Source organism: Mucilaginibacter sp. P4_G9 (assembly GCF_056400985.1).
The window spans coordinates 1-12,478 of the sequence record NZ_JBFUKF010000241.1 but is presented as its reverse complement, the minus strand read 5'-3'; the positions used below and the strand labels follow the sequence as shown (position 1 = coordinate 12,478).

The 12,478-nt window shown below is 42.7% G+C and carries 12 protein-coding genes; 7 read left to right on the top strand and 5 right to left on the bottom strand.

Annotation, left to right across the window (positions count from 1 at the left end; translation table 11 throughout):
- From AC1DPZ_RS18195 to AC1DPZ_RS18180, 4 genes are all read left to right on the top strand, one after another.
- The coding region (locus AC1DPZ_RS18195) for a TIGR01212 family radical SAM protein (RefSeq protein WP_477405983.1) at positions 1–442 on the top strand (442 nt) is incomplete at its 5' end.
- Between the two features lie 194 nt (positions 443–636).
- Positions 637–1,869 carry an acyltransferase family protein gene (locus AC1DPZ_RS18190; RefSeq protein WP_477405981.1) on the top strand — a complete coding sequence of 411 codons (1,233 nt, stop codon included), beginning with the start codon at positions 637–639 and terminating at the stop codon, positions 1,867–1,869.
- Between the two features lie 9 nt (positions 1,870–1,878).
- Positions 1,879–3,213, top strand: a complete 1,335-nt coding sequence (locus tag AC1DPZ_RS18185) for an acetylxylan esterase (RefSeq protein ID WP_477405979.1) — start codon at positions 1,879–1,881, stop codon at positions 3,211–3,213.
- A 9-nt stretch (positions 3,214–3,222) separates the two neighbouring features.
- On the top strand, positions 3,223–4,110 hold the full coding sequence (locus tag AC1DPZ_RS18180; protein ID WP_477405977.1) for a hypothetical protein: 888 nt from the start codon (positions 3,223–3,225) through the stop codon (positions 4,108–4,110).
- 622 nt (positions 4,111–4,732) lie between these two features.
- Here the strand turns inward: AC1DPZ_RS18180 and AC1DPZ_RS18175 are convergent.
- Positions 4,733–6,469 carry a thiamine pyrophosphate-dependent enzyme gene (locus AC1DPZ_RS18175; RefSeq protein WP_477405975.1) on the bottom strand — a complete coding sequence of 579 codons (1,737 nt, stop codon included), beginning with the start codon at positions 6,467–6,469 and terminating at the stop codon, positions 4,733–4,735.
- A gap of 105 nt (positions 6,470–6,574) precedes the next feature.
- Between AC1DPZ_RS18175 and AC1DPZ_RS18170 the strand changes: the two genes are divergently transcribed.
- Together AC1DPZ_RS18170 and AC1DPZ_RS18165 are read left to right on the top strand one after the other, a co-directional pair.
- Entirely contained in the window at positions 6,575–6,892 is a 318-nt protein-coding gene (locus tag AC1DPZ_RS18170) for a hypothetical protein (protein ID WP_477405973.1), read from the top strand.
- Between the two features lie 114 nt (positions 6,893–7,006).
- Positions 7,007–7,402: an energy transducer TonB gene (locus tag AC1DPZ_RS18165; RefSeq protein WP_477405971.1), complete on the top strand. Its 396-nt coding sequence runs from the start codon at positions 7,007–7,009 to the stop codon at positions 7,400–7,402.
- Between the two features lie 162 nt (positions 7,403–7,564).
- Here AC1DPZ_RS18165 and AC1DPZ_RS18160 read toward each other — a convergent pair whose 3' ends face one another.
- Together AC1DPZ_RS18160 and ispG are read right to left on the bottom strand one after the other, a co-directional pair.
- A complete protein-coding gene (locus AC1DPZ_RS18160) occupies positions 7,565–8,482 on the bottom strand; it encodes a helix-turn-helix domain-containing protein (protein ID WP_477405969.1) in 918 nt (305 codons plus the stop codon).
- 17 nt (positions 8,483–8,499) lie between these two features.
- A complete protein-coding gene (ispG, locus tag AC1DPZ_RS18155) occupies positions 8,500–10,575 on the bottom strand; it encodes a (E)-4-hydroxy-3-methylbut-2-enyl-diphosphate synthase (protein ID WP_477405967.1) in 2,076 nt (691 codons plus the stop codon).
- Between the two features lie 136 nt (positions 10,576–10,711).
- Between ispG and AC1DPZ_RS18150 the strand changes: the two genes are divergently transcribed.
- A complete protein-coding gene (locus AC1DPZ_RS18150; protein WP_477405965.1) occupies positions 10,712–10,927 on the top strand; it encodes a hypothetical protein in 216 nt (71 codons plus the stop codon).
- Positions 10,928–11,211: 284 nt separating this feature from the next.
- Here AC1DPZ_RS18150 and AC1DPZ_RS18145 read toward each other — a convergent pair whose 3' ends face one another.
- Together AC1DPZ_RS18145 and AC1DPZ_RS18140 are read right to left on the bottom strand one after the other, a co-directional pair.
- Positions 11,212–11,823, bottom strand: coding sequence for an RDD family protein (locus AC1DPZ_RS18145; RefSeq protein ID WP_477405963.1), 612 nt, complete (start codon positions 11,821–11,823; stop codon positions 11,212–11,214).
- Between the two features lie 121 nt (positions 11,824–11,944).
- Positions 11,945–12,478: MBL fold metallo-hydrolase (locus AC1DPZ_RS18140; RefSeq protein ID WP_477405961.1), on the bottom strand; the 534-nt coding region annotated here is incomplete at its 5' end.

Below are 12,478 nucleotides of genomic sequence, written 5' to 3'. Positions count from 1 at the left end.
CCGCGGATGTAACCACGATGAATTAGTAAAAGCCCTTAAATTGGTTGAAAATAGCAAATTGGATGTTTGTGTGCACACTATCTTTGGTTTTCCCTGGGAAACACATGAAATGATGCTGAAATATGCCGATGAGATCAACCGTTTTCCACAGATAAAATTTGTGAAATTTCACCACCTGCATATTGTAGAAGGCTCTGTAATGGGTGTTAAATACAAGCGCGAACCTTTCAAAGTGTTCAGCATTGATGAATATGCCGACTTTTTGTGTGAATTGCTGCCCCGCGTTCGCCCGGATATCGTGATCCAGCGCCTGTTTGGACTTAGCGACCGCGAACTGCTAATAGCCCCAAATTGGGGGCTAAAAAAGTCGGAGATCCAATACTATATCGACCAAAGGATATTAAGCAGGGGTGTGGTACAGGGGAGTGCTCTTTCTGTCTGAAACCGGGATTAAACGAATTAAAGAATTTTTAGAACCAATTGATATGATTTTGAGTATAACTGATATACAGGCAAATTCTGTTAATTCATTAATTCTGTGAATTCGGGTTTAGAAAATGATTCAGACATCTTTGGCCTCAATTTTGTAAACCGATAGCTGAAAAACTTGACTGGAATCTTTAACTTACATCCATTTTGTCACAAAGAGCGCAACTAAACTACATTCCCGCATTAACTGGTGTACGCGCAATGGCAGCTTACCTGGTATTCATATCGCATTTCGCGTATATTTTTGATGAAAAATTTCCTCACTCTGTGCAACGTTTTTTCAATGAGTTCCATATAGGGGTTACCATCTTCTTTGTGCTTTCGGGCTTTTTAATTGCTTTCCGCTATTTTGATAGTTTTAAACTTACTAAAGATTGGTTTAAACAATACTTAAAAAATAGGGTAGCCCGTATTTACCCTATGTATGCCATTTTAACCATCGGGGCTTTCATCTCATTTTATTTTACCAATAACCAAACCGTTACCGCCAGTCATAACCCCATTGTGCTATTTTTCATGAACATCGTTTTTCTGCGGGGCTTTTTTGATCAGCTTAAATTTACAGGCATAGCACAGGGATGGTCACTTACGGTTGAGGAATGTTTTTACTTTTCGGCACCGTTCATCTTTCTTATAGCTGCCAGGTACAAGAGGTTTTATATCCAACCCATCGCTATTACCGCCCTGGGCGCTGTGCTGGTATTGATATTCAGTCATGTAAATTGGTACGGCTTTTTCGGCAATTTTACGTTTATGATGCTGTACACCTTTTTGGGCAGGTGTTTTGAATTTTTTGCCGGAATCCAACTGGCACTCATTGTACGCAAACAAAAACTGGACGGGAGCAGCCGGAAAAAACTTACCTACGCAGGCTTTTTCATGATCTTCTTCTGTGTTTGGATCATGTCTGTTCTGCCCATACCTGCGGGACAGGAAGCCGGTTTATATAACCCTTTGGGCATCATTACCAATAATTACCTATTGGCTTTATCAATAGCGCTGTTCTTTTATGGTATACTTACCGAAACTACCATACTTAAAAAAATACTGGCCAACCCCTTTGTGGAACTGCTTGGCAAAAGCTCTTATATATTTTACCTAATACACCTGGGCTATATATATACCTTTTTGCACAATAGTTTTAACTGGCTTAATGATTATACATTTGAACTTTACGATAAGTGGGGAGTCGATTGGCATTCGCCCTTTGAATACGATAGTTTAAACCTTCTGTATGCTTTTATCGTTTTAAATGTAATTTCAATCACTTTGTTTAAGCTTATCGAGGAACCGCTTAACCATTATATCCGCAGATCAAATTTCCTGATCAGGAATAAACGGTTTAATCCCGAAAATGAGTCGGCAAAGATCATTGCATAATAATAATTTATGACTACCTACTTCAAAAAATATTTACTCTTAGCGTTTACAATAATCTCTTTTCAGTATGCCTCGGGTCAGCATGTTTCTCCGCCTGCTAAAGCCGATACATCCCCTAAAGAGGATGAGGAAACTGTATCAACCGTATTAAACATCAACAATAAAGAAGGTATTTTTAGCTCAACTGCCTCATTTTCCTTTGACGTAAAAAACAGTTACGATACCGAGCAGGCCGGTACTATATCATATGCAATTACCAATGAAAAAGGAGTAAAGGTTAAAACTCTCGTTAAGCCTGTAAAAATTGGCAGGAAAAGCGAAGAGCGTTACAATTTTGAGATCCCATCACTAAAAACAGGGTTCTATAAACTAAATATGATGATCAATGTATCTGATTATGACGATACTACCCGCCGTGCTTTTGGTATCAGGGCCGATGACATTAAGTCCGCGTACCCAAAACCTGCAGATTTTGATAGTTTTTGGAAAACGGCCAAAGCCGAGCTGGCAAAGGTAAAACCCCAGTTTAAAGTAACCGAACAACCATCGCAAAATACTGATAACCGCAGGGTTTTCCTTATCGAGATGAAATCTTTGGATAACCTTACCATCCGGGGATGGATGACCCTGCCCAAAAACAGTAACAAAAGCAAAAAATTCTCGGTATTGCTGGGTTTGCCGGGCTACCAGGTGGTGCTTAAGCCAATTGTAGGTAAAGATGACGACCTGGCTATTATAACTCTTAATACCCGCGGACAAGGCAACAGCCGCGATGTGATCCATACCGAGCGCGATGCATTTATCTCCTATAATATTGAGGATAAAAATAAATATGTGATGCGTGGTGTAATTATGGATTGCGTGCGTGCTGTGGATTTCATTTACTCGCGCCCGGAGCTACGGCACAACCAGATTATGGCTACCRGTGGTAGTATGGGTGGATATTTGGCCATAGCGCTTGCAGGTTTAGATAGCAGGATTACCATTTGCTCGGCGCAAAACCCCATTTTAAGTGATGTACACAACCTTGTTGGCACGGTTGACTGGCCCATGAATGATATCAAAAAATATGTTGCGGGTAAACCAGATGTGACTTTCGACCAGGTTTTACGCAATATGGAGTATTACGATACCAAAAACTTTGCTACCGATGTTAAATGCCCCACCCTGCTGGGTTTAGGTTTGCTTGATCCGTATGTACCGCCCGGCAATGGTTATGCAGTTTATAACTCTTTAAATACCGATAAAAAAGTAATGGTTTATAAAGACCTTGGCCACGAGGTAAGCCAGAAATATAAAGATTATGAGGGCAACTGGATGCGCGATACCTTTGGCCTATTTTAACCTATACCTATGAATAAAACTATGACCCTCAATAATAACGCATTAAAATACCTTTTTACCGCTGTTATGTTGCTAACATTAGCGCGCAACAACAGCTTTGCCGATGGCTTCCCTGTAAGGCCGGGCAGGTTTGTGTTATCGCCATCGGTAAGTTACTTTTTTGCCAATAAGCAATTTGATTCCACCAGTCATAGAACAGCTTTTAAAGATAACGGACAATTCCATTCTATAAGCTATGCATTGTATGCTGAATATGGGATAAGCCGGAAATTTACAATATCGGCCCTGGTGCCTTACTCCATAAATTACTTTAAAACCGATAGTATACCTAATGCTATTACTACCTCGGGCCTGCAGGATATTGAAATAGGTGTTAAATATTACCTGGCTAATATTAATTACAAATACTATTTTAGTATAAAAGCTACAGGCATTATACCTACGTACAAAAACAATCCGGGTTTAGGTTATAGTCAATACGGATCGGAGCTTAAACTTGCCTTTGCAGGCAGTGGTCACCTGTTTGGCAGGCAAAGTTATTTTGTTGCAGAGAATGCGGTGCGCGAGTATTTTGGAGGCGAATCTGTTTTCCAGGATAGGTATAACCTTACCTATGGTTTAACGCTGGATAAAAACTTTCACGAGCAGGTATCGGTAAGTGTTGGCGGTTTTTATGCAACCAGCGGTAATTCATTTATTAACCCAAATCCCATTATATCGGCCAACCCCAGCACCAGTAAAAACTTTGCTTTTAACCAGGTATCGGTAAGTTACGGGCATGCGTTCGCCAAAAACCTGTCGTTATTTTTAACAGGCGGAACTTTCATTACCGGGCGTAATACAGCTGCGGGTACCAGTCTTTCAGCATCATTAAATTACCGAATCGATACCAGGTAATATTGATTAAATATCAGCTTTTATATAAAAGCTAAAAGGAGATGCCCGAATCGAAAAGATAATACCTTGGCTATCAATTACATTCATTATGTGAATTATTTAATAGCCTAAAATAAATAACCATGACCAGCCTAAAACCTTATATCACTCTAAAAACTTATATCGCTATACTTGGCATAATCTGCCTTTTAGCTATAAATGGCGTTAGCGCGAAAGTTCCTGTTCATAAAGATGATGGGGAGGTGTCAACCATGCTTACAGCAGGCAGTAAAGATGCCATTTTAGCAGCCGTGCCGGCTATACCGTCAATGTTAAAATGCCACCGATGCCCCCCAAAACGGTACGGTAGGAATTGGCCCGCTTGATCACCTGGCGCCGCCCAATAACGAGTACGCGTTTTACAACCTCATCCCCCGGAAATACCGCGACATTATGGTTTTTAAAGACCTTGGCCACGAAGTACCCATGGTTTATGTGTTGGAAGATGGACATAGGATGAGGGATAAGTTTGGGTTGTTTTAGGAATATGGGAGAAATACTTAAAAAGAGAACTGTCATCATATTCTTCTTAGCTATTTTAGAATCTTTTGCCTTTCACCCTTGACCTTTCACCTCCTCCCTCCTACAACAAATCCTTCAGGTGCTTGTAATTAGCTTTAACAGTATCCAACACCTCATCCATATGCCCGTTGAGCATCAGCTTGGTCATGGATACGGCCATACCTGCCACTTGTTTTAATTCTATTTTGGGTGGCATGGCCAAAGCGTTAGGATCGGTGAAAATATTTAGTAATGCCGGGCCGTTAAAGGCTAACGCTTCACTGATAGCTTGCCTTACCTGGCCAGGTTCAGTAACGTTGACGCCATTGATACCCATGGCCTGGGCAACCAGCGCAAAGTCGGGGTTGTACATATCGGTTTGCCAATCGGGCAGGCCGGCTACTTCCATTTCCAGCTTTACCATACCCAGGGAACGGTTGTTGAAAACGATGATCTTGACAGGTAATTTATATTGAACAATAGTTGCCAGATCACCTAATAGCATAGACAAACCACCATCGCCACAAAGGGCAATAACCTGCTGACCGGGACGCGCCAAAGCCGCGCCGATAGCCTGCGGCATAGCATTGGCCATAGAACCATGATTAAAAGATCCAATCATTTTGCGCTTGCCGGTTGCGTTAATATAACGCGATCCCCACACGCATGACATACCCGTATCTACCGTAAATATGGCATCATCGGCAGCAATTTTATCCAATATGCTGGCCACGTACTCCGGATGGATCTTGTCGGTTTCTCCACTGTAGTCAACATAGGTTTTCATTTTATCTTTTACATCGGCATAAAGTTTTAACTGCGCTTTAAGAAAACTATCATCTTCTTTTTGCCTTACCAATGGCAGCAGCGCGGTTAATGTATCCTTGATGGTGCCGCATAAGCCTACATCAACCTTAGCCCTGCGACCGATAYGCTCGGGCCTGGTATCAACCTGCACAATTTTACAATCGGCAGGCATAAATGGAGTATATGGAAAATCGGTACCCAAAAGAACCAGCAGGTCCGACTCATGCATACTATGATATGCCGATGGCAGACCTAACAGCCCGGTCATGCCAACTTCGTTAGGATTGTTATACTGGATATCCATTTGGGCCCGGAACGAGTAAGCAACCGTTGCATGCAGCCTTTGTGATAGTGCAACCACCTCGTCGTGCGCATCGGCAGCGCCAATACCGCAAAATATAGTGATCTTATCAAACTGGTTAAACATGGCGGCCAGTTGTTGCAACTCCGCGTCACCCGGGCGGATAACCGGGATAGGGTTAAAGTTTTGAATAGCAGAATCTATTTCTACAGCATCCATGCTCGTTACATCGCCCGGCAGGCCAATTACAGCAACGCCCTTTTGGTGCAGCGCGCTTTGTATCCCGGCTTGCAGCATGCGCGGCAGTTGCTTGGGCGTTGTGGCAACCTGGTTATAATAACTGCAATCTTCAAATAACTTAATGGTATTGGTTTCCTGGAAATAGCCAGTGCCAAACTCAAAACTGGCAATGGTTGATGCTATGGCAATAACCGGTGCGCCAGATCGGTGTGCATCATATAAACCATTTATAAGGTGTACATGGCCCGGTCCGCTGCTGCCTGCACAACAGGCAAATCCGTTTAGCTGCGCCTCTGCGCCTGCGGCATAGGCCCCAACTTCCTCGTGCCTCACGTGAATCCATTGAATACTTCCTTCGCGCCTTACCGCGTCATTTACCTCATTCAGGCTGTCGCCCGTTACCGCATATATCCTCTTTATACCTGCGTTTACAAGCATCTCTACCAGCTGGTCTGCAACTTTCTTTGCCATATTGTTCGGTTATTGTTACAATACTGTTATCATATATTATAAACCAAACCCGGTATTGTTATAAGAGTTTTTAAAATTGTAAATTGCTTCATCAACTCATCAATTATGGGACGCATAGTAATAATAGCCTACAAACCCAAACCAGGTAACGCCGAAGCATTAAAGGAACTGACCAAAACCCACGTACCGCGCCTGAAAGCGGAAGGGCTGGTAACCGACAGGGAAGCCATAATTATGGAAGCTGACGATGGTACAATTGTAGAAGTTTTTGAATGGCTGTCTCCCGAAGCTATTCAGCAGGCCCACCAAAATAAAGTGGTGCACCAGTTATGGGCGGAGTATGCCGAGGTGTGCGATTATGTGAACTTAGGCAGCCTTKCCGAAGCCGGGAATATGTTTGCAGAGTTTAACGCGGTGTATTAACAAATCTATAAAAACGCATTAGGTTGTTATTACCAGACGATCACAACAAAGTGGCTATTTCATTGTTGTAGGATTTCTGTATTCACGAATATCAACAAATAAATATTACATACAATGAAATTTAAACTTGTATTAATTTGGGGAATTTTTACCATTTGCGGCTCGGAACAGCGGGCACTTGCCCAAGGCCCAAAAAAAACTGCTGATACAGTAGTCTCCGCAACGCCCAAAGAAGTATTGCCGGAGTTTCCGGGAGGGCAGGCAAAACTGGATGAGTTTATCAAATCAAAATTGCACCCGGTAAAAGGGTTATCCGGAAAAAAGGTAATTGTTTATTTTGTGGTAGAAAAGAATGGGCAGTTAAACCATGTTAAAGTTATAAAAGGACTTACTGCCGAAGCGAATAAAGAAGCGGTGCGGGTTATAAAGCTTTCGCCAAAGTGGAAGCCGGGTTCGTTAAATGGTGTTATCCGGAGAGTTTCTTACAGTGCGCCGGTTGTTTTTATTTAGCAAAATTTTTTAAGCAAAAAAGGCAAACTCGATTTAAGTCTGCCTCTTTTTTCACATGTCTGTTTATATATTGAAGCCGCGACAACCAATTTTTCCGATTGATGATTATTACCGTCAGGCAATAGTCATAACGGGGGCATGGAAAGATAAATGGCGATTTTTTTATTGGAGTTGCTTAAACTCCGAAGGATTACTGCCGGCAAAGCGTTTAAAAAAACGGCTAAAATGCGAGCTGTTGTCAAAGTTAAGCCGTTCGGCAATTTCCTTAATGCTGAGGCCTGATGAGGATAACAGGTATTGCGCTTCAAGGTAAAGGCGATTATGGATAACATGCAAGGCATTTTGCCCGGTTTCGCTCTTTACAATTTCGGTTAAATATTTACTGGAGATGAATAAGGCATCGGCATATTCCTGCACCGTTTTTAAGGTTAGAAACTGATCTTCAACCAATTTTTTAAACTTGTATACCAATTGGTACTGTTTACTTAGGTGACGCGTGGAGTGCAGCAAACAGTTTTCGCAGGCCCGGTTCATTTCGTACAGCAAATCTGTTAACAACAGGCGAAGGATCTGCAAATGGAAAGCGCCTTGCTCCCGGCTCTCGTCGCTTATTTTTTCGTAAAGTGATTTTAAAGATGCACAACTTTTTTGCGACAGGCCATAAATTGGTGGATAATCAGGATTTACCTCCAAAAGATTATCCAGGATGTTTTCTTTAAGAAAATTATTGKTCAAAAACTCTTTTTTAAACAGTACCTGGTACAAAAGCAGGTCGGGAGAAGCATCCTCAAAAGAGGTAATAAACTGGGGCGATACCAAATGAACGGAGTTGGTATAAACTTCAAATACAAAATGCCCGATTGTTTTTTTACAGCTGCCCCTAAGGCATAAAATAACCGAGTAATAATCGGTTTTAATTGGTAAGCCATGGTTTACACCAGGCTCGTTGGCTAATACAGCAAAATCATCCTGGTTCCAGCCATCATTAATTATTCCAAAATCAGCATTGATATTGCCGGCCGGTTCCTGGTGCCGCTTAAGGGTTAAAGGAATAGTTGAAACGGTGATCTTGTCGCTCATAAATATGGCTTGCCGGGTTATTCCTGTTCTATCCAGTTACCGTCTTCCTTAATAATCCCAATCAGTTCATCAAGGGCGTTTGCGGCGCTAATGTTTTTCTTTACAGCTTCTTTACCGCGGTAAAGGGTGATCTTATCAGTACCCGAGCCTACGTAACCATAATCGGCATCGGCCATTTCGCCCGGACCATTTACAATACAACCCATAATACCGATTTTTAACCCTTTGAGGTGACTTGTACGGCTGCGGATCATCTGTGTAGTGATCATCAGATCGAACAAGGTACGCCCGCAGCTTGGGCAGCTGATATATTCAGTTTTGGAGATGCGTGAACGGGTAGCCTGCAAAATACCAAAAGCAGTAGACGTAATCACATTGGAAGGAAGTTCGGGCGCATCAATCCAGATCCCGTCGCCAAAACCATCAACCAGTAAAGCGCCTAAATCTGTAGCTGCGTAAAGTTGAAGTTTAGTAGTAGCCCCCTCTAAATCTCCCCCGGTTGGGGAGACTTCAGATCTTAAGGCCCTCCCTTCCGGGGAGGGTTGGGTGGGGCTATAGCTTCTTTTCACAATCACCGGTACATCTAATCCCAACTCTTCCATTTTGAAAAAGAAACCACGCTGATCGGCCATGCCATGAAGCTGGTTTGTTTCCAATACAAATACCAGGGAGTTATCAAAAGGCAATGAGCCAAATTCTTCCGAGTCAATATCTGCAGGCAATATTTTTACCAGGTTTAATGCTGATGTACGATCTGTTGCCCCGATGTATCCCTTTAGGGTGAATAACGGATGGCAATTGGTTTTATCGGCAAGCTTTTGCCAGGTATTGTAGTTATATAGCTGTTTTAAATTAGCCGGGAAAGTAAACGAGGGTAATTCATCTGCCAGGTAAACAAAATCAACCGATTGCTCGGCCATATTGTATTTATCCAATAGCGGAACGTACAGGTACCCGGCATCTGCCAAAATAGACGGATCCTTCAGATTTTTTGCAGATAGATCGATCACTACCCTCGGCACCATATGCCCGCCGATAAAGGCATTAGCCTCATAAGTATGGCGTTTTTTATATTCGTAAGGACTATAAGAAGGCGAAAGGTGAAAGGTGAAAGGTGAAAGGTTTTCCTTGTCTTCTACTTCACTACCTTTTGCCTTTTGCCTTTCGCCTTTAACCTCTTCCGCTCTCAAAGAATAGCGTTTCACCAATTCAATAGCTACCGGTGCTTCGGCCTCGGGTTCTTCGGTTAGGGAAACGCGGACAGTATCGCCCAGGCCATCCTCTAATAAAGTGCCTATACCAACAGCAGATTTTATACGACCGTCCTCGCCGTCGCCGGCTTCGGTTACGCCAAGGTGCAGCGGGTAGTTCATGCCTTCGGCAACCATGGTTTCTACCAGTAAACGGTAGGCCTGCACCATTACCTGCGGATTGCTGGATTTCATGCTGATCACCAGGTTATAGTAATTCAGCGCCTCGCACATCCGCATAAACTCCATGGCCGATTCAACCATACCCTGCGGGGTATCACCGTAGCGGCTCATGATCCGGTCGCTCAGCGAACCGTGGTTGGTACCAATGCGCATGGCAGTACCATATTCTTTACAGATATTAACCAACGGCGCAAATTTCTGGTAAATACGGTCGAGCTCACCCTGGTATTCCAGGTCGGTATAATCTATCTGGTCAAATTTCTTTTTATCGGCGTAATTGCCGGGGTTTACGCGCACCTTTTCAACAATACGGGCGGCTACCTCAGCAGCGTTTGGGGTAAAGTGAATATCGGCAACCAGGGGTACATTATATCCGCGGGCGCGAAGCTGCTTTTTAATTTCGGCCAGGTTTTTTGCTTCTTTGATGCTGGGTGCGGTGATGCGTACATATTCGCAACCGGCATCCACCATCCGGATAGACTGCTCCACGGTACCAATGGTATCCATGGTATCGGTAGTGGTCATGCTTTGAATGCGGATAGGGTTATTACCGCCCATAGGCACGTCGCCGATGTTTACCTCGCGGGTAACAAAACGCGAATATTCTGTTAACGAATTACAATAACGGCCTTGCAGCAATTTAACGGCATCAGTATTCATGCAGCGGATAATTAATAAGATGCAAATTTAACGATTATGTTGAGGAATAAGTTGTTTGGATGTAAATGATAAATTAATGGATGGTCTTATCATTAACATAATTGTAATGATTAACAAAATTTGTTAAATTTGATTAATGACAACTCAATTCATTACTAACGATAAAGGCGAGAAAACCGCGGTCATTATTCCAATAAGCGAATATGAGGATTTGTTGCATCAACATCATTTGAACCTGGAATTAACTGATGAATATAAAGCAATGATTGACGGAATGCTTGATGAGGAAGAAAGCGGGAAAGTTGAATATGTTTCGTTTCAAAATATTAAAAAACGGTTTCTCCCCAAATGATTTAAGGAGTTTTTTGCAACTATAAAGTTCATAGAGAGCAGCCCCCAATTATTTCAAGTAAGATACAGAGAAATAAGAATAGCTCCTTTATATCGGTTCCCATATGGAATTCATTATAAAGAAATTGGAAACAGGATTGTTGTATATAGGGTTCTTCACACAAAAAGGTATTTTAAATAAGATCTGATTAAAATAACCTGGGAATTAGTAGGCCATTTTTAAGAATTTATATAGATGCTATTGCCTTTTATGTCATAAATTTCAAATTTAAGTATCACCCGCAATCAAAACAACCTCTCCTTAATTACCACTGTGCCGGCCATCATATCATGCAGGCACTGCTGCTGCTTGTTAAAAAACGCGAACAGGTAACCGATAAAAAACGTCAATACCGAAAATATTTTACACAGGTTGCGGGCAATAGCCTTACCTACGCTGATGCGATCGCCGTGCATATCCACTACTTTTATTTTGAGCATTTGCTTGCCAAAGGTGGCCTGGCTGGCAGAGCTTTCCATCACAATATGGTAAATGATCTTGGCAAAGGGCACACATGCCAGTAAGCTAAAACTCACTATCATGCGGCTCTCTTTATCCTGCATAAATATAATTACTACAACAAAAATGATGAGCACAAATACCCCAAACACAATAAACCAATCTAAAAACGAGGCTAATAGCCGCTGGTCAAAACTACCGAAGTATTGCATCAGCAAAGCTGGCTTGGCAAAGCCTAAAAGCTCCCTTAGTTCGGCAATTTCCTGGGCTTCCTTGTAATCGTCCATTTCGGGAGTTTTCACAAAATCGCCCGGCTTTATTTTTTTTGCCTTTAGTTCATCCATGCTGAAAGGGCCTTCGGGCTTGCCGTTAATAACTAAAATATAGGATTGGGACATGTTGCAGGACTTTTTTATTGGAATAAGGAAAAGGAGAAATGTTACAAGCCCCTTCTAAATCTCCCCCGCCGGTTGGCGTGGAGACTTTTTTAGCCCCCTTCCGGGGAAGATTGGGTGGGGCCTACATAAACCTCTTCCACCACTCCGAATTATACGCTCCCTTAACCTCGGTTGGTTTACCTGGCTCGGGTATAAAAAGGTTTATTTTTTTGTCTTTTGCCATTTTTTCCAATCGTTCAACAGGCTCGTACCAGGCATGGGGAGCCAGGTTGAAGGTGCCGTAATGTATCGGCATCATCAGGTTGCCTTTAAGGGCGATGTGGGCATTTGAAGCATGATCGGGGCCCATATGAATATCCGGCCAGAACCTGCCGTAGGCGCCAACTTCCAGCATCGTTAAATCAAAAGGGCCAAATGCCTCCCCAATCTCCGCAAAACTTGGCGACCAGCCAGAATCGGCACCGAAGTAGATATTATGTTTTGGCCCTTTTATTACAAAGCTTGCCCACAAGGTTTCGTTACGGTTAACTATCCCCCTGCCCGAAAAATGCCTTGCAGGGGYCGAAGTTACCACTACATCATTGCCTATCATTACGCTATCGCCCCAATCCATTTCGGTAATAAAGTTTTTCAATATTCCCCATTGCACAAGGTT

Bases quoted from the DNA above. Each gene is read 5' to 3' on its own strand.
- AC1DPZ_RS18180 (WP_477405977.1), top strand. From the start codon at position 3,223: ATGAATAAAACTATGACCCTCAATAATAACGCATTAAAATACCTTTTT.
- ispG (WP_477405967.1), bottom strand. From the start codon at position 10,575: ATGAATACTGATGCCGTTAAATTGCTGCAAGGCCGTTATTGTAATTCG.
- AC1DPZ_RS18165 (WP_477405971.1), top strand. From the start codon at position 7,007: ATGAAATTTAAACTTGTATTAATTTGGGGAATTTTTACCATTTGCGGC.
- AC1DPZ_RS18145 (WP_477405963.1), bottom strand. From the start codon at position 11,823: ATGTCCCAATCCTATATTTTAGTTATTAACGGCAAGCCCGAAGGCCCT.
- AC1DPZ_RS18150 (WP_477405965.1), top strand. From the start codon at position 10,712: ATGACAACTCAATTCATTACTAACGATAAAGGCGAGAAAACCGCGGTC.